General features: G+C 59.2%; 20 protein-coding genes. 14 read left to right on the plus strand and 6 right to left on the minus strand.

Going from position 1 to position 23,791, the window contains the following annotated elements; genetic code table 11:
* Positions 1–35: 35 nt before the first annotated feature.
* Complete coding sequence (locus tag PRI8871_RS02810; protein ID WP_108884654.1) at positions 36–992, minus strand: Hint domain-containing protein; 957 nt, start codon at positions 990–992, stop codon at positions 36–38.
* A gap of 285 nt (positions 993–1,277) precedes the next feature.
* Positions 1,278–3,476, minus strand: a complete 2,199-nt coding sequence (uvrB, locus tag PRI8871_RS02815; RefSeq protein ID WP_108884655.1) for an excinuclease ABC subunit UvrB — start codon at positions 3,474–3,476, stop codon at positions 1,278–1,280.
* 175 nt (positions 3,477–3,651) lie between these two features.
* Here uvrB and PRI8871_RS02820 point away from each other — a divergent pair, with 175 nt between their 5' ends.
* Both PRI8871_RS02820 and PRI8871_RS02825 read left to right on the plus strand, forming a co-directional pair.
* A complete protein-coding gene (locus PRI8871_RS02820) occupies positions 3,652–3,963 on the plus strand; it encodes an ETC complex I subunit (protein ID WP_108884656.1) in 312 nt (103 codons plus the stop codon).
* A 77-nt stretch (positions 3,964–4,040) separates the two neighbouring features.
* Complete coding sequence (locus tag PRI8871_RS02825; protein WP_108884657.1) at positions 4,041–4,961, plus strand: MYG1 family protein; 921 nt, start codon at positions 4,041–4,043, stop codon at positions 4,959–4,961.
* Here the strand turns inward: PRI8871_RS02825 and PRI8871_RS02830 are convergent.
* From PRI8871_RS02830 to PRI8871_RS02840, 3 genes are all read right to left on the minus strand, one after another.
* Positions 4,952–5,503 carry a carboxymuconolactone decarboxylase family protein gene (locus PRI8871_RS02830; protein ID WP_108884658.1) on the minus strand — a complete coding sequence of 184 codons (552 nt, stop codon included), beginning with the start codon at positions 5,501–5,503 and terminating at the stop codon, positions 4,952–4,954. The genes PRI8871_RS02825 and PRI8871_RS02830 overlap by 10 nt on opposite strands.
* An 87-nt stretch (positions 5,504–5,590) precedes the next feature.
* Positions 5,591–5,926, minus strand: coding sequence for a hypothetical protein (locus PRI8871_RS02835; RefSeq protein ID WP_108884659.1), 336 nt, complete (start codon positions 5,924–5,926; stop codon positions 5,591–5,593).
* Between the two features lie 275 nt (positions 5,927–6,201).
* Positions 6,202–7,101, minus strand: a complete 900-nt coding sequence (locus tag PRI8871_RS02840) for a LysR family transcriptional regulator (RefSeq protein WP_108884660.1) — start codon at positions 7,099–7,101, stop codon at positions 6,202–6,204.
* A 130-nt stretch (positions 7,102–7,231) separates the two neighbouring features.
* On the opposite strand from PRI8871_RS02840, the gene PRI8871_RS02845 reads away from it, so the two are divergent.
* Genes PRI8871_RS02845 through PRI8871_RS02855 form a run of 3 tightly spaced genes read left to right on the plus strand, consistent with a single transcriptional unit; the run spans position 7,232 to position 9,500 of the window.
* Positions 7,232–7,654 carry a DoxX family protein gene (locus PRI8871_RS02845; RefSeq protein WP_108884661.1) on the plus strand — a complete coding sequence of 141 codons (423 nt, stop codon included), beginning with the start codon at positions 7,232–7,234 and terminating at the stop codon, positions 7,652–7,654.
* Between the two features lie 48 nt (positions 7,655–7,702).
* Positions 7,703–8,527 (plus strand): 4,5-DOPA-extradiol-dioxygenase, encoded by an 825-nt coding sequence (gene ygiD, locus PRI8871_RS02850; protein WP_108884662.1) that lies wholly within the window; start codon positions 7,703–7,705, stop codon positions 8,525–8,527.
* Positions 8,528–8,537: 10 nt separating this feature from the next.
* Positions 8,538–9,500: a glutathione S-transferase family protein gene (locus PRI8871_RS02855; protein WP_108884663.1), complete on the plus strand. Its 963-nt coding sequence runs from the start codon at positions 8,538–8,540 to the stop codon at positions 9,498–9,500.
* Between the two features lie 12 nt (positions 9,501–9,512).
* Here the strand turns inward: PRI8871_RS02855 and PRI8871_RS02860 are convergent, their stop codons facing one another.
* Entirely contained in the window at positions 9,513–10,475 is a 963-nt protein-coding gene (locus PRI8871_RS02860) for a heparin lyase I family protein (RefSeq protein WP_219928987.1), read from the minus strand.
* Between the two features lie 324 nt (positions 10,476–10,799).
* Here PRI8871_RS02860 and PRI8871_RS02865 point away from each other — a divergent pair, with 324 nt between their 5' ends.
* The 9 genes from PRI8871_RS02865 to PRI8871_RS02905 all read left to right on the plus strand — a co-directional run bounded on the left by PRI8871_RS02865 (position 10,800) and on the right by PRI8871_RS02905 (position 23,767).
* Complete coding sequence (locus PRI8871_RS02865; protein WP_108884665.1) at positions 10,800–12,119, plus strand: nucleotide sugar dehydrogenase; 1,320 nt, start codon at positions 10,800–10,802, stop codon at positions 12,117–12,119.
* A gap of 22 nt (positions 12,120–12,141) precedes the next feature.
* Positions 12,142–13,614 (plus strand): glycosyltransferase, encoded by a 1,473-nt coding sequence (locus PRI8871_RS02870; protein ID WP_108884666.1) that lies wholly within the window; start codon positions 12,142–12,144, stop codon positions 13,612–13,614.
* Positions 13,615–13,664: 50 nt separating this feature from the next.
* Positions 13,665–14,741: a hypothetical protein gene (locus PRI8871_RS02875; RefSeq protein WP_108884667.1), complete on the plus strand. Its 1,077-nt coding sequence runs from the start codon at positions 13,665–13,667 to the stop codon at positions 14,739–14,741.
* Positions 14,738–16,144 (plus strand): mannose-1-phosphate guanylyltransferase, encoded by a 1,407-nt coding sequence (locus tag PRI8871_RS02880; protein WP_108884668.1) that lies wholly within the window; start codon positions 14,738–14,740, stop codon positions 16,142–16,144. The genes PRI8871_RS02875 and PRI8871_RS02880 overlap by 4 nt, the downstream gene beginning before the upstream one ends.
* Before the next feature lie 4 nt (positions 16,145–16,148).
* Positions 16,149–17,672: a right-handed parallel beta-helix repeat-containing protein gene (locus PRI8871_RS02885; protein ID WP_181389353.1), complete on the plus strand. Its 1,524-nt coding sequence runs from the start codon at positions 16,149–16,151 to the stop codon at positions 17,670–17,672.
* An 85-nt stretch (positions 17,673–17,757) separates the two neighbouring features.
* A complete protein-coding gene (locus PRI8871_RS02890) occupies positions 17,758–18,456 on the plus strand; it encodes a hypothetical protein (RefSeq protein ID WP_108884670.1) in 699 nt (232 codons plus the stop codon).
* A 14-nt stretch (positions 18,457–18,470) separates the two neighbouring features.
* On the plus strand, positions 18,471–19,991 hold the full coding sequence (locus PRI8871_RS02895) for an alginate O-acetyltransferase AlgX-related protein (RefSeq protein WP_108884671.1): 1,521 nt from the start codon (positions 18,471–18,473) through the stop codon (positions 19,989–19,991).
* Positions 19,992–20,003: 12 nt separating this feature from the next.
* Positions 20,004–22,739 (plus strand): tetratricopeptide repeat protein, encoded by a 2,736-nt coding sequence (locus PRI8871_RS02900; RefSeq protein ID WP_108884672.1) that lies wholly within the window; start codon positions 20,004–20,006, stop codon positions 22,737–22,739.
* On the plus strand, positions 22,736–23,767 hold the full coding sequence (locus PRI8871_RS02905) for an alginate lyase family protein (protein WP_108884673.1): 1,032 nt from the start codon (positions 22,736–22,738) through the stop codon (positions 23,765–23,767). The genes PRI8871_RS02900 and PRI8871_RS02905 overlap by 4 nt, the downstream gene beginning before the upstream one ends.
* Positions 23,768–23,791: the final 24 nt, after the last annotated feature.

The raw sequence follows: 23,791 nt of genomic DNA on the forward strand, positions 1-23,791 counted from the left end.
GCAAAACGGCTTACGTAAGGAAAGTTTTAGATGGCTTATAGCCACAAGGCGGTCTCTTCGACCTCGCGGCGGGTCAGAATGCGGGCGGCGGGGCGCATTCCGTGTAGCGGGAAATGGGGAACGCGGCCTTGTAAACGGTCAAGGCGCGTCAGCAAACCCGGCGGCAGCTTGGCCAGTGTTTGGTCGTTGATCAGCAGGCTTTCGGCAGGCAGGCCATTGGCCACCAGCACCGCATGGACCGGCAGCACAAGGTGGTAATAATCGATGGGGGCCGTCAAATCGGGCGATTTCACCTTTTCACCATCGATCAAAGATTTGATCGGCACCAACCGGCCCGGCATCGGGTTGGTCAAAAAGATGTTGTGGTTCGGCGATAACATAACCGACCGATATGGAACCCCCGGCGCGATTGCATCGCGGACGACTTTGACAGGGGCTTGCCCGGTGGCCTTGGCGCGATCCGCCGACAGGGTGCAGTGGCAGAGGTTCAACACCGGGTGCGCCTCGCCGAACCAATCGATGACGGTGTCCCATGGCGCAAGGGTTTGAACCGGGCGCGGGCCTTCGGATGTCAGGATATGTGTGCCTTTGGCAAAGCACAGCGGTGCCAAAGTCCCGACATTATAGCCGACCGGATCCAAGTTCACGACCAGGGCGATCATCCCTGTCGCGCTTGGCGCGCCGTCTGGATAGACGAAGACCAGATCGCCGGTTGTGTCATTTTCAAGCAAGACCAGATCGCGCGCGAACCCTGTTGGAACCGTCAGACCCAGCACGTTGATCCCCGGCTGTGCCGTGCCTGACCCAACCATCGTATAGCTTTGCCCGGCCAGCGTGACGGTTTCGCCCACGTACATCATTCCGCTGGCATCGCTGAGCGTGCTTGTCACCTTCGAAGAGAACTGGCCCAGGAAAATAGTGGTCGCGCTGCTGAACAGGTTCACTGCCAGCAGGGCGCCATTGTAGGTCTGGTATGTTGCCGTGATGTCCATAGAAGGCGGAGAAGGACTCTTTTATTTTGATAATTGGAAGGTGGAGTTTGGGTTGGTTTCGTCGGGATATTGCCGATTTCATGACTTGACGCTTCTTTCCGTTCAAAAGGTGTCATTTTAAAGGGGTTTTGTGGGGCGACTTTGAGTGCACTACTTTAGTGCAAAAAATTAATATTTGGAAAATCTTAAATATACCTTTGGGGGTCACGTAAATCTAAAGTGTCGAAATGCAAAAGCCGCCCGGTTGGGCGGCCTTCCAATTTGGTCAATGTGTTTGATTTGCGCCTAGCGCCCTCGGCGTTTCACATTCCCGCCGCGCTGGCCGGGGCGGCCCGCAGTGGACCGGCCTCGCGATTTGACCGCAGCCTCAGACGCGGCCTCAACTGCGGATTGGCGGGCCAATGGGTCGTCTGACACTGCCAGATCGACCGCCTCCAGTCGCTTGACCTCATCCCGCAGGCGGGCGGCCTCTTCGAACTCAAGGTTCTCGGCGGCTTTGCGCATGTCATTGCGCAGCCCTTCCAACACCGCCTTAAGGTTGGACCCTTGCGCCTTGGGATCAATCGTGGCGGTGACGCGGTTCATATCCACATCGCCCTTGTACAGACCGGCCAGAATGTCATCGACGTTCTTCTTGACCGTCGCCGGGGTGATCCCGTGTTCAAGGTTATAGGCCATTTGCTTTTCGCGGCGGCGGTTGGTTTCGCCAATCGCGCGCTCCATGCTGCCGGTGACGCGGTCGGCATACATGATGACGCGGCCTTCGGCGTTCCGTGCCGCGCGGCCAATCGTCTGGACGAGCGATGTTTCGGAGCGCAAGAAGCCTTCCTTATCCGCGTCCAGAATGGCCACAAGCCCGCATTCAGGAATATCCAGACCTTCGCGCAACAGGTTGATCCCGATCAGCACATCAAAGGCCCCAAGCCGCAGATCGCGCAGGATTTCGATCCGTTCAATCGTGTCGATGTCCGAATGCATGTACCGGACCTTGATGCCCTGTTCATGCAGGTATTCGGTCAGATCCTCGGCCATGCGCTTGGTCAGCGTCGTGCACAGCACGCGGTAACCATCGGCGGTGACTTTGCGAATTTCGTCCAGCAGGTCATCGACCTGCGTGTCCACCGGACGGATTTCAATCACAGGGTCCAGAAGGCCAGTGGGGCGAATGACCTGTTCTGCAAAGACGCCGCCGGATTGTTCCAGCTCCCACGCGGCGGGGGTGGCCGACACAAAGACCGATTGCGGGCGCATGGCGTCCCATTCCTCGAACTTCAGCGGGCGGTTGTCCATACAGGACGGCAGGCGGAACCCGTGCTCGGCCAGCGTCATCTTGCGCCGGAAGTCGCCTTTGTACATCGCGCCGATCTGCGGCACGGACACATGGCTTTCATCGGCAAAGACAATCGCGTTGTCGGGAATGAATTCGAACAGGGTGGGGGGTGGTTCACCCGGAGCGCGGCCCGTCAAATAGCGCGAATAGTTCTCAATCCCGTTGCAAACGCCCGTCGCCTCAAGCATTTCAAGGTCGAAGTTTGTGCGCTGCTCCAGCCGCTGCGCTTCAAGAAGTTTGCTTTCGCCAACCAATTGATCCAAGCGCTGGCGCAGTTCCTTTTTGATCCCGATCACGGCCTGCTGCATGGTCGGCTTGGGCGTCACATAGTGGCTGTTGGCGTAGATGCGGATGCGTTCAAACGAGTCGGTCTTTTGCCCGGTCAGTGGGTCAAATTCGGTGATCGCCTCCAATTCCTCGCCAAAGAAGGACAGCTTCCAGGCCCGGTCTTCTAGGTGGGCGGGCCAAATCTCCAGACTGTCACCGCGCACGCGGAAAGCGCCGCGCTGAAAGCCCTGATCGTTGCGGCGGTATTGCTGGGCCACCAGATCGGCGATGACTTTGCGTTGGTCGTAGTCTTTGCCCACATGCAAATCCTGCGTCATCGCGCCGTAGGTTTCGACCGACCCGATACCGTAGATGCACGACACCGAGGCGACGATAATCACATCGTCCCGTTCGAGCAGGGCCCGCGTGGCCGAGTGGCGCATGCGGTCGATCTGTTCGTTGATCTGGCTTTCTTTCTCAATGTAGGTGTCGCTGCGCGGCACATAGGCTTCGGGTTGGTAATAGTCGTAATAGGATACGAAGTATTCTACCGCGTTGTCGGGGAAGAAGCCTTTGAATTCGCCGTACAATTGCGCGGCCAAGGTCTTGTTGGGCGCAAGGATGATCGCCGGGCGCTGCGTTTCCTCGATGATCTTGGCCATGGTGAAGGTCTTGCCCGTGCCCGTCGCACCCAGCAGCACCTGATCGTGCTCACCCTCCAGCACGCCGGACGACAATTCCGCAATCGCCGTCGGCTGATCGCCTGCCGGTTCAAATTCGGTCTGCATACGGAACCGAATCCCGCCTTCCAGCTTTTCGCGGGTCTTCACGTCCGGGGCTGGGGCGTGCAGGATGACGTCTGATTTGTCGGAATGGGTGTAGGGCATTCGGGCCTCCGGGACTTGTGCGTTACATTTGTTCCTATTTTGGTCCGATGCAACCCCGTCCCCTGCCAGGTTTTGTCAGCAAAAGCGCGGTGGGATGTGACAAATCACGCCGACTGGCGTCTTGCCTGCGCCGCGCAAATGGTCGATAACCCGCTCAAGCCAAGGAGTTTCAGCCATGCGTGCACGGATTTATCAGCCTGCGAAAACCGCCATGTCCTCGGGGACGGCAAAAACCAAGCATTGGGTTCTGGAATACGCGCAAGCCGACGCGCGCAGCATCGACCCGCTGATGGGCTGGACCTCAAGCGCAGACACCCAAAGCCAGGTGCGCATGCGTTTCGACAGCAAAGAGGCCGCACAGGACTACGCCAAGGCACACGGCATTGACGCCGTCGTGACCGAGCCGAACAAGCGCAAGCCGAACATCCGCCAGCGCGGCTATGCCGAAAACTTTGCCAACGACCGCCGCAGCCCTTGGACGCACTAAGCGGCACGCGCATCACAATCTGACGGTTTGGGCGGCCTTGGGTCGCCCTTCTTCTTTCCAGCGGCCCGGAGCCTTCGATGACCATCACCCATCTTGTCACCCATTCCGGCGGATTTCATGCCGATGAACTTCTGTCCTCGGTCATCCTGACGCGCTTGTTTCCGGGGGCCGAATTGCTCCGCACGCGCGATGCGGGCTGGACGACGCCGGGCGCGGGCAAGATCATCTACGACGTGGGCCGTAGCTATGACGCTGAGGCGGGGATCTTTGACCATCATCAACGGCCAAACCCGCTCCGCGAGGATGGCCAGCCCTACAGTTCCTTCGGGCTGATCTGGCGTCACTTTGGCCGCGATTATCTGCGGGCCATGGATGTGCCGGATGCAGATATCGAAAGCATTCACAGCAATTTCGATCAGGGCTTTGTTCTGCCGATTGACCTGATGGACAATGGCGCACTTGCCCCGGCTGAGGCGGGCGCTTTGGCTGGGATGACCCTGCCGGTGCTGCTTGAAACGCTGAAGCCGGTGTTTGATGAACGCGCGCCCGATGCCGATGATCGCGCCTTCAGGGATGCGCTGACCGTCGCCCGCGCCTTTGTTGAGGCGTCGGTGAAGGTGAAGGCCGCCAAGCGCCGGGCCGATGCCCTAGTGACCGAAGCCATTGCCGCCGCCGGCGCGTCGCCCGTGTTGGAGCTGCCGCAGGGCATGCCCTTTCGCGCGGCGATTGAGAAGGCGGGGGCCGATCACATGCTGTTCGTCGTCCATCCCCGCGATGGGGATTGGGCGCTGACCACGATCCGCAAAAGCGGCGATACCTTCGAAAGCCGCGCCGATCTGCCCGAGGCTTGGGCCGGTTTGACCGACGCCGATCTTGAAGCGGCGAGCGGCGTTGCGGGCGCAAAGTTCTGCCACAACGCCCGGTTCATCGCGGTCGCCCAGACCCGCGAGGCGATCTTGGCGATGGCCGAAAAAGCCGTGGCCGCGGTTCAGGCCTGATCTATCGGCGCGGCCTGTAACTCAGCGACAATCGCGTCGTCGATCGGCACGTCATAGGTTTTCAGGATCGTGCCCAGAACGCTGTAAAACCCAACCGTTGCAATCAGGTCGAAGACGCCGTGGGTGCCAATGGCGTCCCGCAACTCGGCCTCAAGCGCGAGGGGCATTTGGTGCTGGTCGAACATGGCATCCACGCCCCGCACCAATAGCCCGTCTTCGCCCTCGGGCGTGCCGCGAATGGCACGGATGCGCGCGTCGGAAAAGCCCAAAGCGCGGGCACGACTGACGTGATGCGCCCATTCATAGTCTGACTCAAGCCGCACGCCGGTTCGCAAGATCACCACCTCGGACCGTTCCAGCCCAAGCGAGGTGTCCTTGACCACATGCTGGCGCAAATTGGCCCAAGCGCGGGTCAGCGCTGGGTGGTTTGCCATTGTGCGATAGACATTCAGCGCACCGGCATAACCGTCGCGCAGATCATCGATTTCGGCGGGCCACAGCGCATCTGGCAGTGGTCCGATGGGGCGGGCGCCAGTTGTCATGCGGTCCTCCGATCAAGGGCCACAATTCCCGCCCGCGCGGCAATGCGCAAGCTTGTTCCGCCTTGTCTTTTGACAGCCCTTACGCCGTCAGTGCATCGCGGTGGCGACCAGAAGGCTGGCAACGCCGGTTACGGCCAGCCCGGCAAGCGCCGCACGCCAGCCCCGCACGCCATAGCGCTGCGGTTCGGGGGTGGGGACAATCGTCGAAATGGCCGAGGCCTTGATCCAGTCGGGCGTGCCGAGATCTGCCAGACCTTCGCCCATTTGCGTAAAGCGGGCGTGCCATCGGAACACACGGGTCCGAAATTCAGCGTCTGAGATCATGCGGCCGTCAACATCACGGCGTTTGTCGTTGGGTAGAAGACCAAGCGCGTAGTCGGCAGCCAGCGCATCGTCCTCTGGGAGGTGGGCGATATGTGCCATTTGTTATTCTTCTTTTCATCAATTGCAGCATCCGAGCAGCCGGATACCTGACCAGTCTTACGAAATATTTTCAGCCACATGGCTGACCATGAAGTCGCGAAGCACACGCCGAGAAATGGGGCGAGGGGCCGGGAATAATTGGCCCCTTAGGCCAGCTTGGACAGCGTGTTGCGTCCGTGGACGGATAAAATACCGTCTGTACTGAGCAGCTTAGCCCAAATCGACAGATTCGGCACCAATCATTTCGTTAAGATTCGAGGGGGAAATCTATGCGATTAGCTGCAAATTTCGGCGTCGCGAATGTCTTGCGCTGCAAAGTCAATCAGCGCCCGAACCTTGCGCGGCAGGACGCGGCCTTCCAGGTAAACCGCCGTCACGGGGCTTTGTGCTGTGGCAAAATCGGGCAGAACAGGCGTCAGGCGACCGGCTTCCAGTTCAGGGGCGATTGCAAAGCTAGGGGCATAGATGATGCCGTGTCCCGCGACGGCCAAAGCGCTGGCCGCGCGGGCCGAATTCACCTGATGCTGCCCGGTGACCAGCGCGACATGGTCGGCGCCGTCCTTTTGCAGCACCCAGCGTTTTGGGTTCTTGCGGTTGGTGTCTACGATGCACGCATGGCGTTGCAGATCTTCGGGGGTTTGCGGCGTGCCAGCGCGGGCCAGATAGTCGGGGCTGGCGGCCAGGATCGCGCGAAATGTGCCTAATTTTCGGGACTTAATCGATAGTGTGTCGGTTGTGCCAAGGCGAAAAGCCACGTCGATGCCTTCGGCGGCTAGATCGCTGAATTGATCGTTCAGGCGCAGATCCAGCGACAGATTTGGGTGCTTATCTGCAAACCGGCCCAGCATTCCGGCCACATAGATTTCGCCGAAGGTCACCGGGGCGGCAATGCGGATCACGCCGCTAAAGCCGCTGACGCCATCCGACACCTCGGACAGCACATCGTCAAGATCGTCCAGCAGGGCAGGGGCGCGGGCCAGCAGATCTTGGCCCGAGGGCGTCAGGCCAACCTTTCGCGTGGTGCGTTGCAACAGGCGCGTGCCAAGGCGCGTTTCCAGCTCGGCCACGTATTTTGAGGTCAGCCGGTTGGAGATGCCCATTTGTTCGGCCGCTGCGGTGAATGATCCGGTCTGGGCGGTGGCAACGAAGGCACGCAGTTGGTCAATCAGGTCCATGTCAGGGATTTGCGAACAAAATGAGGATAGTCATTCAACAAAGTCGCCATTTTGTTGAATGGGGTCAAGGCCTAAGTTGGGTTCAGACATCAACGCCGACACATCGATCGGCCCCGAAAGGACCATAGACATGAGCAACCCAACTTCGAACGACTACGCCGCCTTCGCCCTTCGCGTCACCTCTGGCGCGCTTTTCATCGCCCACGGCTGGATGAAGGTCAGCGTCTTCACCATCCCCGGAACCGTCGGCTATTTCGAAAGCCTCGGACTGCCGGGCGTTCTGGCCTATCTGACCATCTTCGCCGAATTGGCGGGCGGTCTGGCGCTGATCCTTGGCGTGGCGACCCGCCTTGTTAGCCTTGGCCTTGTGCCGATCCTGCTGGGCGCGGCTTGGGCGCATTGGGCAAATGGCTGGAGCTTTTCGGCCCAAGGTGGCGGCTGGGAATTCCCGGTGTTCTGGGCGGTGGTGCAAACCAGCCTGATCGCGCTTGGCGCTGGTGCCTTTGCGCTGCGCCTGCCAGTGTTGGACACACGGCTTGGCAAACTGGCCTGATCCATAAGGGGTCGCCCGCGTGGCGGCCCCGTTTCATCGGAGGATGACATGACCACGACACGCACGCTTCAATCCATCAAAGACCAGTTCGCCCCGTCGGATCGTATGCCGGTGGTGTTTTTGGGCCATGGCAGCCCGATGAACGCCATCGAGGACACGCCCTTCAGCCGGGCTTGGACGACGCTGGGCCAATCCCTGCCACAGCCCAAGGCCATTCTGGTGGTGTCTGCGCATTGGATGACCAATGGCACCACCCTTGTGGATGTTTCGAAAATGCCGCGTACAATCCATGACTTCTATGGCTTTCCTGACGCGCTTTACCAAGAACGCTATCCGGCCAAAGGCGCGCCCGATCTGGCCCGCGATGTGGCGACCCTGCTAGCCAGTCACAAAAGCGGTGTGGATGACACTTGGGGGCTGGACCACGGGGCCTGGACCATTCTGAAGTTCCTTTATCCCAACGCTGATGTGCCGGTGTTCCAAGTCTCCATCGACATGAGCCGGGGTCTGGAATGGCAGTTGGAGATTGGCCAATTGCTATCGGATCTGCGAGATCGCGGCGTTCTGATCCTTGGGTCGGGCAACGTGGTGCACAACCTTCGGGCGCTTCGGTTTGGTGGTAAGCCGCAGGATTTCGCCATCGAGTTCGACACACTATTCGCCGACAAACTGGCCGAGCGGGACTTCGACACGCTGTCCAATCCGCTGGAGCTGGGCAACCTGCTGTACCAAGCGCACCCGAGCGTTGACCACTACTTGCCTGCGCTGACCATCGCTGGGGCATCGGACAAACGCGATGATCTGACCTTTATGACTGACTCCATCGACCTTGGGTCGGTCTCGATGCGGTCGTTCATCTTCCACCCGTCGTAAGGAGCGCGAAATGTTGGTTAATGGAAAGTGGGCGGCGGACTGGCAACCAGTTCAGAAAGCCGATGTGCAGGGGCGCTTCGTCCGGCAAATGTCCGAATTTCGCAATTGGATCACGCCGGATGGTCGGCCCGGCCCGACCGGGCAAGAGGGCTTTGAGGCCGAGGCGGGGCGCTACCGGCTTTATGTGGCGCTGATTTGCCCTTGGGCGTCGCGCACTTTGATTGCCCGCAAACTGAAAGGGCTAGAGGATCTGATCCCGGTCACCGTGGTCAATCCGACGCTGGGCGATCAGGGCTGGGAATTTGGCGGGGCCGAGGGTGCGGATGAAGATCCGCTGTTCGGCGCGACCCATCTGCACCAGATCTACACCCGCGCCGATGCGGCCTATACCGGGCGGGCGACGGTGCCGGTGCTGTGGGACATGAAGCGCAATGTCATGGTGAACAATGAAAGCGCCGATATCCTGCGCATGTTTGACACGGCCTTCGCGGGTCTCGCGCCGTCGGACCATGTTCTGTACCCCGCCGATTTGGCCGATCAGATCGATGCATTGTCGCCCCGGCTTTATGAAAAGCTGAACAACGGGGTGTATCGGGCCGGGTTTGCCTCATCCCAAGGGGCCTATGATGAGGCGGTCGAAGACGTTTTCGCCATGCTGGATGAGCTGGAAGCCGGAATGAAGGGCGATTTCCTACTGGGTAATAAGGTGACCGAGGCCGACATTCGCGCCTTCGTGACCCTGATCCGGTTCGATGCGGCCTATCATGGGCTGTTCAAGACCAACCGCCGTCAGATCAAGGACTACCCGCGTCTGACAGGGTTGCTGCGCCGGATGCTGGCCCTGCCGGGTGTGGCCGAGACGGTGAATATGGATCACATCCTGCGCGGCTATTATTCGATCAAGGCGCTAAACCCCGAGGGCATCCGCCCCGCCGCGCCAGATCATGTGGTGGCGCTTCTGAAGGGCGAATGACTTAGCCGCCGGTCAATCGACCGGCGGTTTGTTCGCCGCGATGCGCAGGCGGGTGTCCACGTCTTCGCGTTTGGTGCCTGACAGGTATTCATCATAATAGGCCACCATGGTCGGACGCGGCGCGCCTTTGCGGGCGGTGTCCCAGCGGGTTGTATAGCTGACATAGATGCCGCGACGGTGGTTCGGATCGGCGCTGCGGGTCTTGGGCTGTGTCGGGGCGACGGCGCCTTGGTAGTTGCAGACCAGATCACCATTGACCCAAGCGCGCACAAATCCAGTGTGATCCGGCGCGAAATTGCTGTTGATCACCAGATCGACCCAAGTGCCGCGGCTGGCCTCCATGCTGAACAGCTTACAGATATAGCCGTCGTTCTGCGCCTCGCCCCAGTTGTTGGCTTGGCGCATGTCATCCAGTTGCAACACCACGTCGCGCCCGGCGTCCTGGGTACGCTGACAGACCGCGGGATCGCAGGTTGTCCAATTGCCTTCGCCCTGACCAATCTGAATGACGCGGATCGCGGCGGGGATCGATCCATCCAACTTCCACTGACCATAGACCGTTTTCAACGCGTCGCGGCGGCTGAACGAGGGGATGTTGGCGTTATAAAAGCTCCACCCGAACCAAGTGTCATCGCGCAGGAAGGTCCGGGCATCGCCGGTGCTGCGAATTTCAGACCGATAGCGGGGGTTGCCGCAGTCCGTTCCCGCGCAATCCGCGCTGCGCACTTCGTACCGTTCGCTACGCTGCCCGCGTCGGACGGGTTCCCCCGGAACCGAGAAGCGGAACCCATAGGGGCGGTCGTTCAGAAGGCGCGCATACCCGGCAGGCGCGAAGGTCGCCATTTCCTCTAGCGTGGTTGGTGTGGCCTTTTCGGCCGGTTTGGGCTGAAGTCTCGAAAGTTGGTCGGACACTTTCGACACCGGAACGCAGGCGGCAATCAGCAAAATTGGAAGAATTTTAAGAGTCGCATGCATCGGGCATATACCTTGTACCGGGTGTGGCATGGCGATACCGACGCCGAAATGGCCACAAATTGCCATAAAGTCTTAGATTGTTTCGATTTGAAACTCGATTCCACTGACCTCTGATGGAGTGGTTTCGCAATAATCAACCATATCTTTCCTGTTTTAAGGGGGTGCGATACCATAATTGGTGTTTTGATGCACAAATGACACGTTTGACCTTCGGGCCGGACACTAAGATTGTTTCTTCTTTGTTCAGAACCGTTTCCAACGTATTTTAGCCATAAAAACTAAAGATAAAGACTTCACCTTTTGTGAAGCTTGAGAGGCAGAGAAATGGCAAAGATCAGTGTCTTCGGCATTGGCTATGTTGGCGTAGTAGCAGCAGCATGCCTAGCCCGTGATGGTCACAGTGTGATCGCAGTAGACGTAGACCCCGGCAAGATCAAATCGATCAATGCGGGTCTGTCCCCGATCGTGGAAAACGGTCTGGATGAACTTATCGCAGACGCAGTTAAGCAAGGCCGCCTTGAAGCGACCAGCGACGTACAATACGCAGTGGATAACACCGACGCATCGTTCGTCGCTGTTGGCACCCCGTCGGCCCCCGATGGTTCGGTCGGCCTGGTCTATGTGACCGACGTTTGCAAAAACATCGGCAAGGCCTTGAAAAACAAAGATACTTGGCACTCGGTTGTCATTCGTTCGACCATCGTTCCGGGGTCGTGCGAAACCGCGTGTATCCCCACGCTGGAAGAAGAGTCGGGCAAAAAAGCCGGCGTTGACTTCGGCATGGGCTATTACCCTGAATTCCTGCGTGAATCGACCGCGATCGAAGATTACTACGATCCGGGTCTGATCGTGTTCGGCGCCATGGACAAGCCGACCGCAGATATCCTGACCGAGCTGAACAAAGACCTGCCGTGCGATATCAACGTTGTTGATCTGCGCACCGCCGAAATGGTCAAGTACTGCTCGAATACCTGGCGCGCCGTAAAGGTGACCTACGCCAACGAAATCGGCAACATCGCCAAGGCCTGCGGCCTGGACGGTCAGAAGGTCATGGAAATCCTGACTTCGGACAACAAGGCGATCGTTTCGAAATACTTCATGCGTCCGGGCTTTGCATTCGGTGGTTCCTGCCTGCCGAAAGACGTCCGTGCGCTGCGCCACCTGGCCCGTGAAAAGGGCATCAAGGCGCATCTGCTTGAAGCCACGCTTGAGGCCAATGAGGCCCAGATTCAGCGTGCAGAAGACATGGTGACCAAGTCTGGTGCCAAGAAAGTGGGCTTTGTGGGTGTGGCGTTCAAGCCGGGCACCGACGATCTGCGCGAAAGCCCGCTGGCAACCTTGGCTGGCCGCCTGATTGAGAAGGGCATCGAGGTGTCGATCTACGACCCCTACGTTGCCGAAGCATACGCAACCGAAACACCGGGTGCGGGCCGCGGCAATGACGTGATCCCGAACCTGCCAGAGCGTATCACCACCGATCTGAATGCAATGCTGAACGACACTGGGGCTGTGGTCGTTGGCAACCTGTATTCCGAAACAGTGGAAGCACTGACCAAGTCTGCCAAGTCGCGCCCGATTGTCGACCTGACCCGCTTGAACAAAGAGCTGGTTTCGGACGGCACCTACGAGGGCATTTGCTGGTAATCTTGTATCCCGAGGGGCGCTCATGCTGCTTCTGACACACATGGCCTATTTCGCGGTCATCATCCTACTAGCCACCTCAGTGCCTCAAGGGGCACTGGGATCGCTGGAGGCCGCGAAAAACTCGATCTTCATCCTTGGGTTCCTAGGAGCCTGGAGATATTCGTGGGCTGCATTGAACTTTACCCGTGCAATCATCTTCCGCCGGATCGTGTATCCGGTGCGCAAGGCACGGGTGTTCAAGCGGTTCCGTGACGACAAGATCGTGTCGCACTGCTTCTTCATGGTGACCACCTACGGCATGGAAGTGCCGGTCACCATGCAGGTCTATCGCAAGCTGTTCCACGCCGCAGCCAATGCGAAAGACGGCTCGACAATCGTGGCCTCGGTTGTGGATGGATCGGATGAGCGTCTCATTCGCAAGATTTTCGAGACCATGCCGCGGGATATGTCATCCGTGCGGCTGGTCATCGACCGGATCAAATCCAAGGGCAAACGCGACGCGATTGCGCAAGCCCTTGATATTTTAAGAAGCTTCAGCCCGACTCATCGGGATATTTGCGTTTTTCTGGACGGCGACACGGTCCCCCCGGAAGACATTCACGCAAAATCCGCCCCGTGGTTTACCAACCCCAAAATCGGGGCTTTGACCACGGATGAGGGCGCGCTGATCGAACGCAAGAACCTGTATCGTGACTGGTTCATTTTGCGTTTTAACCAGCGGCAAGTGATGATGAGCTCGATGGGGCTCTCGAACCACGTTCTGACGCTGACCGGCCGCATGTCGGTCTTCCGCGCGGATCTGGCGACCAACCCTGAATTCATCGAAGGCGTCGATCACGACTTCATCGACCATTGGCGCCTTGGCCGTGTGACCTTCCTGACGGGCGATGACAAATCGACCTGGTACTGGCTTCTGCGCCATGGCTACGAAATGGCCTATCTGCCCGACGTCCGGTCCTGGTCGTTCGAGGCGCAGCCGCGCGACACCTTCTTCGATAGCGCGAAGACGCTTATGGTGCGCTGGTTCGGCAACATGATGCGCACGAATGGCCGTGCCCTGCGTCTGAGCCCGCGCAAAATTGGTTTTTTCACGTGGTGGTCGATCCTCGACCAGCGTGTGTCGGCTTGGACCACCTTGGTTGGTCCGCTATCCGTGGCCATCGCGGCCACTTTCCACACGCTTACGGTTATCCCTCTGTACATCGCATGGGTCATGGCGACCCGTTACATCTTCTGTGTGATCATCGCCTTGAACCGTGGAACATGGTTCCCGATCACACACCCGCCGATCCTGTATTTCGGTCAGGTTGTCGGCGCATCGATCAAAACCTTCGTGATGTTCAGACTTAACAAGCAAAAATGGACCCGGCAGACGGCCACAGAAGCCGCGGCAGTTCCGAAGTCCGACAAGCAGAAGGCCCAAGAATCCTTCATCCACCACGTACTAGCCATCATCTGGCTGACCATTGGCGTCCTGTTCCTGGCCAACATTTAAGTTGGCCGGTTTTTCAGGTTTTACAGGCAAAAAGAGACGAGTGATTGACAATGACCGAGCAAAGCAACATCGCAGCAGAAGCCCACACCTCCATCCCGGTAGACTTCGTATACGACACTGAGCACCCGGTACTGCCGATTCCCTTTACTGTGCATATTGGCGACCAGAAGTTCGAAGGCGCGGGTCTTTCGATCACGGCGGCTTTCATCAAAGCGCCCGGCCCGTTCGATCCCGGCTTGGTTGGCACCAAATTCATCACCCGTCTTCAGTTCGATTTCGAAGGCTTCACGGTGGCCCTGTTCCCCGAAGCCATGGTTGCCGGAACGCGCAACGACGGTGAAATCGCGTTGCAGTTCATGGACCCGACCGGGCCGCACTTGCCGCAATTGCGATACATTCTGAACAGTTTTATTGCCGGTGACTTCGTGCAGCTTGGCTCGATGCTCAGCTACACCGGTCCGGTGAAGCCGAAGAAGGCCAAAGAGGCCGCATCAGAGGATCCGCGCCGTCGTTTGCGCAGCCTTGGCGCGGCGGTTTTGTCCGGTGTCTTGATCCTGACTGCGGCCAACGTGATTCTGACCCGCTACACCCAAAGTTTCGAGGCGCGCCCGGTATTTATCGAACGCGCGGGCACCGAAATGCGGGCCACGGCTGCGGGCCAGCTGACCTATCTGAACCCCACCGCGCGTGAAGGCGACGTGGTGTTCTCCATCAATTCCAACAGCGGGGATGTCCTCAACTTCCAGCTGCCATGTGACTGTGAAGTCACACTTTCTGAGGGTGCCGTCGAGGGCGCAACTGTCCTTCCTATCGACCCAATTCTGACGTTTTTCGACTCTAGCATGGGACTCAGAGTGAGAACTCAAATGAGTGTTGAAGGACTGGCTAAGGCGATGGACGGCGAACGCGTATATCTCGATATGGCAGATGGCCGCTCGATCCCGGTAAAAGTTGTCGTGAACTCGGCAACCAATGCGTCAGCACTTCGTGGCGAATTGTACGTACCAGTGGACCTAGTGGCTGAAGAGGGCAGCTTGGGTGAAGGGGATATTGGCCAATCGGCGCGCGTGCGTCTGGCGAAACCCATTTTAGGTGGTGCACTCCTCGATCTGAAGGAAATGCTATGACCAAGATCTACCCGCTGATTATTTGCGGCGGCAACGGCACCCGGCTCTGGCCAATTTCGCGGACCCAGAGCCCCAAACAATTCCAGAAAGTCGGCGACGCCGACAGTCTGACGTTCTTCCAAAGCACGGTTGAGCGCCATCGCGGCGAAGACTTCGCCGACCCGATCGTTGTGACCTCGGTACGCCACCGCAAAGTGGTGCATGAGCAGCTGGATGAAATCGGCGTGCAGGCCGAAGTTATCCTTGAACCCATGGGCCGCAATACCGGTCCGGCCGTTCTTGCCGCTGCTTTGACCAAGATCGCAGATGATCCCGATGCGCTTCTACTGGTGCTTCCGGCGGACCACGTGATCCGCGGCGATCTGAACACGACCATCACCGCGATGCGCGGTGCGGCCCTGGACGGTTATATCATCACCTTCGGCATCAAGCCGCGTTTTGCTGAAACCGGCTTTGGCTATATCGTCGATGACGGACCGATCGTTGGCCACAACGGCCTGCGCATGGTGGAACGCTTTGTCGAAAAGCCCCCGGCACGCAAAGCGCGCCAGTTGGTTGAAAGCGATATCGCCTATTGGGCGTCGGGCATTTCGATGTTCTCGGCCAAGACGATCATCGAAGAATACACCCAGTTTGACCCGGCAACGGTCGAAGCTGTGCGCAAATCGGTCGAACTGGCCGATGAACGCGAAGACGGGCTGATGCTGAACGCCATCCGCTTTAGCGAGGCCGGCAACCTGCCGACCGAACAGGCCGTGTTCGAAAAGACTAGCCGCATTTCGCTGGCACCGCTGGACATCGACTGGTCCGACGTGGGCAGCTGGTCGGCCATGTACGGCATCTCGGACACCGACCACCTTGGCAACGTCCTTCAGGGCGACGCGATTGCGGTCGAAACGCAAAACTCGATGGTGCGCTCGGATGGCCGCCGTCTGGTGACGTTGGTCGGGATGAAAGACACCATCGTGATCGACACGCCTGACGCGCTGCTGGTGACCCAAGTGGGCCATTGCCAAAGCGTCAAGAAGGTTGCCGAGTTCCTCAAAGAGGAAAAGCGTCTCGAAGCAGAGCGCCACGTCGGCAAAGAACACGAAGACGGTCTGACCCGCCTGATCGCCAGCGATCATGTGAACGTGGCCGAAGCCAAGATTCAGCCCGGCAAGTCGCTGGAGATTGCCAAAGGCAACGGACGTGAAGTGATCGTTGTACGTGGTCAGGTGATCTTTGGAAGTGACGACGCCGCCCAAACCTATCAGGAAGGGCAGCGCTTTGCTCTGAGTGAAACCGAAGCAAGCACGCTTCGGAACAAGACCGGCAAAACGGCCGAGCTTTTGTTCCTGAACGTGCAAGCGCCGGTCGAACACGACGCGAGCAAGGTTCTGTCACTAAAGAATTATGCATGACAGATTGAAGCATATCGCGAAACAGGCCCTTGGGGCCTGTTTCAGCATGGTTTTCTGCGCAATCCCGGCGATGTCCGGGGCGGCCACGATCCAAGAAGTTGAAGATCTGCGCAGTGCGCTGCGGGGCTTTGCCGCTACGGTTGGCGATACCCAAGACACCCGCGTGCAGGCCGATGCGCTGATCGGGGCCTCTGGCCTGACCGGCATCGTCGATCTTCAGACAATCGCCCGCCCGACCGGGCAAATCGCCGCCGCTGCTCCGCAGCGTGGCGGTATGGTTGACGCGCGTCCGATGGACGTGCGTTTTGCGCTTGGTCTGATCGCTCAGATCTATGGCGCTAAGGACAACCTCGACATCATCGAAGCGCAGGCCAACCCTTCGGGTGAGGCGCTGGTCATCAATCGCGGCACGGTCACATTGGCCGAAATTTTCCGTCAGCTTGACCGCACGGGCCTGCAAAGTGCCGCCGATAGCGCGGATGGCGTGCTTCGCGTGCCGGTCATCATCTGGGCCGAGGGCGCGATTGAACTGGGCCCGCAAGACCGCGTGATCATGAGCCGCGAACATGGGGCGTTTCTGGCCAACTTTGGCCGGATGACGGCCAATGGCACAGAATTCACCACAGTCGGGGGGATGAACCCTAAGAACACGGACTTTATTCCCTTCGTCGTGAACGCCGGCGGCGCCTCGGTTGAACTGCGCAATTCGGTTGTGGACGGTCTGGGCTTTGGGTCCGAAGGCAAGTTCGGCGGGTTTTCCCTTGTTCGGAACCCGCTGATGGTGAAACGCGACCGTAACGTGTTGGAAAACAACACATTCCGCAATCTGGTCAGCGTGACAACCTCGATGGCCGACGGTGTTGTGATCCGCAACAACCGTATATCGGATTCGCGCGGTCCGTCGCTTGTGGTGACGCACTCGATTGAGACGCGGCTTCTGGGCAACCTCATTTCTGGCAACGCGCCGACCAACGGGATTCGACTGCTGCAAGGCTCGGCCCGTGGGATCATTGCGGGGAACATCATTCTTGAAGGTGACCGCGCCGGGATCGTTGTTCAGAACGACAGCAACAACGTGATCATTCGCAACAACATCGTCTGGGCGCGGGGCGGGGGTGGCATCACCATTTCCAAATCGCGCTGCGGCTTGGTTGAGGCCAACCTCGTGATGGACAACCGCCAAAAGGGGATCGAGGTGCGCTCAACCCCCGGCGTGACGGTGCGCAGCAACCGCATTTACGGCAACCGCTCTGCGGCGCTGTGGGTGTCTGATCAGGAAAAAGAAGTCATCACCCATATCGAAGGCAATGACGTCAACGCCAACGGGTCGGGCATTGCCACGGCGCAGGGCGAAGTTCTGGCTTTGATGGGCAATGATTTTACCAAGCAATTCCCGCGCTTTGTCGATGGGGATATTTCACCGCAAGGCCGCCTGATCGCGTCCAATCTGGATGGGTCGGTTCCGGTCGTTCTGACGGCGGGCGGCGTCTATACGGGCGCGGCGCAAACAGCGGGATGTGAGTACTGATATGGCTTGGGGGCAAGTTAAAACCGTTTCAGTCGCAATTCTGGCCCTTGGGCTAGGGGCACAAGTCTGGGCGCAAGAGGCATCCTTGCCACTGCCCATTCCCTATGATCGGGACACTCGCGAAATCAGCGTGGTCACCGACGAGGGGCTGAAATCCATGGCGCGTCTGCCGCAAAACCTGAAGGATGCGCGGCAAGCCATGTTCAACGACCAGATCGTCGATGCAGACGATTTGAAAGCGCTGGCCGACCGGGGCGATACCCTGGCCGCGCTGCATTTTGTCGATGTGCTGAAGGCACGCGGCATCGAAAACAACCCGTCGGATACGGCCTATTACGCGGCAATCGCCGTGGGTGGTGGCCGGGTTTGGGCCTTGCCGGAAATGGTGCAAGCCATGCACATGTTGGACCCCAAGACCGAACCCAAAGCGCGGGTGAACAAGTATATCTCGGTTTTGTACCCGCATGCTTGGGCCGGAAATACGCTGGCGCTAGAGGCGGTTATGTCCTTTAACGGGGAAGGCCGCCTGTTTGGGCCTTTGTCCTCGGCGACCAAAGCCAAGATTGACGAACAATTGGAAACTCAGACAGCGGGCCGCTTTGACTTGCAGCGCGCCGTCGACATTCTCCGAAAGCCGACATTGACCGAGGCAGAACTCGGCACGGCACGCACCCTGCTGGAGCGGGCGCAAAATTCGGACCACCTAGCGGTTGCAACGACAGCCGCGAACCTACTGGAGCAGTTGGCCGCAAATCATTACGGAAATGCGGCCCAAAACAATTAAGGATACGGGCTAAGATGAAGCGACTGGCCAAAGGACTAGCGGCGGCAGCCGTGGCGTTTGCCATGGCTCAGACTGCCAGCGCACAATCGACATACGGATGCACCGACCTGGATGGGTTTCACAAACTGCCAAGCGTTGAGGGCACCGAAGGATTTTTCTTCCGGGTCGAACCGGAACTCTATAACCACCACCCTTTCTCTGACGAAACGGTCGAAGATCTGGCCCGTGTCGCGCAGTCGCTTGCGCAAAGCGGCACGACCCTGATCTACGCGCCGATCCCGCCAAAAAGCATGGTGATGACCAAAAACCTGCCGCAGCGGGCCTTTGACTATGGGTTTGACCCCGACATCGCCTCGACGCTGTATGACGACATGATCGAGCGGCTTCAGGCCGTTGGCGTGCGTGCGGTCAACCTGCGCCGGGCGCTTGTTGTGGGGGCGGCCCAATACGGCGCGCCCTATTTCAAGGCCGATTTCCGACTGAACACGCTTGGCGCCCGGATCGTGGCGCAGGCCGTCGCGCAGGAAATGCAGCAGACCGGCGGCGGTTTTGGTGCGCCGCGGGCGGCGTTCAACTCGGTCGCGCAAGGCAAGATCGAGATCGACAGCGACATGCGCCGGATCCTGCAGCGTCACTGCCTGATCGAACTGCCCAGAACCGAAGTGGATGCCTTTGCCACGGCTCGCGCGGGCGGTGGCAACGGCAATTTTGGCACCACAAGCGGGTTTAGCGGCGGGGTGAACACCGGCAACGGCGGCACCGCCAATACCGGGTTCAACAACGGCGGCTTTAATCAGGGGAACCAAGGCTTTAACCAAGGCAATGGCGGTTTTAACCAAGGGAACCCAGGCGGGTTCACCCAAGCTGGCAACGCGAACCAAGGTGGCAACTTCAACACCGGCGTCTTCAACAACGCTCCGGCCCAGACCGGCGGCGGCTTTGGCCAGTTCGCCCAAGTCGCTTTGGTCGGCACCGAATACACCGCCGATCCCAAGCTGAATTTCGCTGGCTTCCTGTCAGAATCCACTGGCTTTGCGGTCAACAACCTTTCGATCCCCGGCGGCGGTGCCTTTGGTGCAATGTCGGCGTTTTTGACCTCGGACAGCTATCAGCAGGCGCGCCCCGGTTTTCTGGTCTGGGAAAACCCGGTCTATTACAATCTGGCCAAATACGGCGATCAGCCGATGCGCGAGTTGATGGCCGCAGGCGGGGCAGGGTGCCGTTTGCCGGTGCCTGTCATGGGGTCGATGGATGCCAATTCGATCCGCGCCGATCTAAGCGGGCTTGACCCGATGCAGGACTATACGCTGATGCTGGACACAGGCGGGTCGAACGCGTCGCTGGCGCAATTCGTCTTTACCTCCAGCACCGGGGCCACCCGCACCAAATCCGTTAGCCGCCGCACCGAACAGGAAAAAACCGGGCGGTTCTATGTTCCCATTTCCGGCCTGTGGAGTGATGGCGTCCGGTCGCTTGAGGTACGCCTCAATGCGCCGATGAACGGCACGCCCCGCATCACGGCATGTTTCTACTAAGGAGTTGGCACAATGAAGAGACCGGTACTTTCCCTGATCGCTTCGGCCTTGCTTGCCAGCCTTCCGCAGGCAGGAACGGCCCGAACCGTGGATTTGGCATTCATGCCGCCCAAGATCGAACTGCGCAACATCTGCTCGCCCGAGCGTGAAGCAAAAGAGGACGATCTGACCATTGGCGAAGAAGACGGCAACCTGACCGATTTTCTGCGCATCCGCTATCTGACGCGCGACATTCGCCGCCTTCAGACTTATGACCCGGACAAGTGGTTTGATTTCATCAACCAGCTGATCACGCGCCGCGCCGAGGTCGATGCCGAATTCGCTGGGATTGACGAACTGATCGCGCGGGTTGAGCTGTACATCGACGCCGGCCGCAATCAGCAACTTATGGATGACGGGTTGGTAAACCGTCTGCGTCAGCGCGAAATCGAAATGTCGTCGAACCAGCGTCTGGTTATGGCGCAGTATTTCCTGAACGGCATCGGCGTCGAAAAGGACGAAGACTACGCCCGCAAGCTGATCGTGGATGCGGCCTACGGCGGCAACCCCAATGCGCTGCTGTCGATTGCCCGTTTCGATCTGGAAGGCCGCCCCGTCACTGGCTGGGATGCACCGCTGGATCTGACGGTGACCATGGCCTTTGGCGGCCTGCTGGGCCGGATGAACGAAAACGTCTGTTCGCGTGCCGAACGCATCGCCCGCGAATATATCAACGGCGATGTGGTGTCGCGCAATTTTGACGTGGCCTACGCGTGGTACAAGTTCTCGGCCGATCTGGGCGGGGCCATTGGCGCATGGCGCGTGGTCGAACTGCACCTGAACGCCGATGCCAACCGCAAAGACAACAAGGAAATGCTCCGCTATCTGGAAATGGCGGTTCAGCGCGGGATCACCGTGGACGATGCCCAGCTTGCGCAGATCAAAAGCGCCGGCAATGTCGACGAGGAAGAACTGCAACGCATCCTTGGCTACAACTATTCCGAGGACGATGGCCGCACCCGTGGGTCGCTGTCGAAGTTCTTCGAACTGGCGGTGAACATCGACGGTGAACGCACCGACGAAGAAAGCACCTATATCGAATACCTGCGCGAGATTTCGCAACTGCCTGCGGCGCCGGGCTGGATTTTCACCGAACTGGCCAACCAAGTGTTGATCCGGAAGGGCCGTTGGGCCGGTGAAAGCGAGGCGATTGCCCTGCTGGAAGAGGCCGCCGCGCGCCAAGATCCCGAAGGCATGCAAATGCTGGCAGCAAAGCTGATGCGCTATCGCGATGATCCGGCGATTGTGGACCGTGTGGTTGACCTGCTGACGGAAACGGTGGAACGCCACGGGCTGGAAACCTCGATGGAGAAGCTCGACTCGCTTTACCGCTGTCAGGTGAATCAGGCGCCGATGCTGCAACAGGCCGAACGCTGGGCCCGTGCCTATCGCGCGTCGATGTATGAAACCTATCCCATCAGCGCGACCGACCTTCTGGTTCTGGACCCGTTCAAAGAGCCTGAGCCGCTGGCGATCATCCAGTCGCAGGCCGTGTCTGGCCGCGTGCAATCGACGGCCAACTATGCCGAACGTCTGCAAGTGGACCCGACCGCCCCCGATAGCGCGCTGCGTCTTTGGGCCGAAAAGGTCGACCGGTCTGACCAAACGCTTGAGGTGTTCGCCGAGCTTGATTTCGAACTGGCCACCAACCCGGCCGAGCGCCGTTTGGCCATCGAACTGTTCCGCCGTGTTTATCTGAACAACGGTGTGACCTCGGCGCTGGATCTGGCGATTGCCTTGGTCGAACACGACGCCCGCAATCCCGAAATCGCGGATGAAATCATCGAGTTGCTGACCAAATCCGCGAACCGCGGGGAAGGGGCTTCGATCCGGTTGCTGTCGCGTCTTCAGTCAAATGAAATTCCGGCTATCAAGGTGTTTCAGGAGTTTGAAGAGGTGATCGAAGAACGCGGCGACTTCTTGGCGCTGATGTTCGCGTTGCCCTTTGTGGCGGATTCAAAGATCGACGATTACGTGGACCGGGCCGTATCGCTGATGGTGTGCGGCACCAAGGATGCGGATGAAATCGGCGACGTCTACGCCATTCGCAGCATCCCCGAAGGGTCGTTCCATTGGCGCAATATCGGTCTGTTCTTTGATGGCGGGCACACCCTGTCGAAACTGCGCCTGTCGAACGAACAGATGAAGATGTACCGCATCGGTGCCGCCCCGACCGAGGTTGAGGTGCTGCAACGTCTGCTGGACGAAGGCGATCAGACCGCCTACCGCCGTCTCTACCTGCTGACCGCCAACCCGGATCTGGAAACCTATGATCCGCAGGCCGCCGCCGGGTACATGATGTCGCTGGTCAACAGTCGCAACGCGGCCGATGTGAACTGGGTTCTGTCCAGCTATCGCACCGCAGACGAAGACCTGAAGGCCGCGATCCAAGGCCGGTTCGACATTGGCGGGCTTTACGTCAATGCGATCGACGAAGGCAGCATCGAGGCCAAGTATGAATACGGCATGGTCCTGCGTGAAAACGCACGCTCGCCCGGCGATCTGGCCAATTCGGCCCGTTGGCTGCGCGAAGCTGCTGAAAACGGCCATGTCGCTGCGATGACCGAGGTGGGCTATGCGCTGGCCTATGGCATCGGCGTTCCACGTGATCCGCAAGCCGCCGCGCAATGGCTCGAAATGGCCTCGTCGGCTGGCAATGACCGGGCATCGGCGCTTCTTAGCCTTGTCCAATTTGGGGTTGGTCAATGACAACACGAAATTTGGTGCGGTGTCTGGCATGGGTGCTGGGCACCGCGCCGCTGCTGCTGAGTACCACTGCCATGGCTCAGGATTGCCCGGCGACGCCGGACCCTGTTTTCACGCTGGATTACGGTAGCCGCTATGCCGATGACAGCGTCAATCGTTCCGACCTCGACGCCGCCAAAAGCGCCGAAGTCGACGAGGCGCTTGGCCCTGTGGACGATTTTCTGCGCGATCTGACCAATATCGCAAACGGTGTCTATCTGCCCGACGCAGATCAAGGTGCCGTGGCCGATTGCGTGTTGGGGCAGGTGGCTGACTGGGCGACTGTTGGCGCATTGGCCCATCTGCAATCGGGCAATGCCAAGATGACCATCGGGTCACGATTGGCGAGCCTTGGCTTGATCGTGCTGCAAGCCGCGCCGTTCCGCACAACCGACCGCGATCTGGACGCAATCCGCCCTTGGCTGGCCGATCTGATGCAACGCCAGATGATGTACTGGGAGGCCGACGCCCCCGATGGGGCCAAACGCGGCAACCTGCGGGCTTGGGCCGCTTTGGGCGGGGCCGCCGCCGCCGCCATCTTGGAAGATCCGGTCGTGCGCGGCTGGTCGGCTTGGTCGGCGACCTATGTGCTGTGTACAGCCGAGGAGGACGGTAGTCTGCCGCAGGAAATGTCGCGCGGGAGATATGCGCTGCACTACCAAATGCACGCCGCCGCGCCATTGTCAGTGGCCGCAGCGCTGCTGTATCGTCAGGGCGTGGACATCCGCGACCGCTGCGATGATGCGCTTGGCCGGGTGGTGGGCTTTATCAAATCCGACATCTATGACGGCAAAATCACCGAAGCCAAGGTCGGCGAGCCGCAGTCTTATTTCGACGGGACCGACACGTTGGAAGGGTTCCACCTTGCCTGGATCGAGGCCTACCTGACCATCGCAAATGACCCGAATCTGGATACGCTGGCCGAACCATACCGGCCAATGTCCTATTCCAAATTGGGCGGCAATCAGACCCTGATGTGGGCCAAGCAATAACCACAAAAGCAAAAGGCGCACCGC

Source organism: Pseudoprimorskyibacter insulae (assembly GCF_900302505.1).
In the GTDB taxonomy this organism is placed as follows: domain Bacteria; phylum Pseudomonadota; class Alphaproteobacteria; order Rhodobacterales; family Rhodobacteraceae; genus Pseudoprimorskyibacter; species Pseudoprimorskyibacter insulae.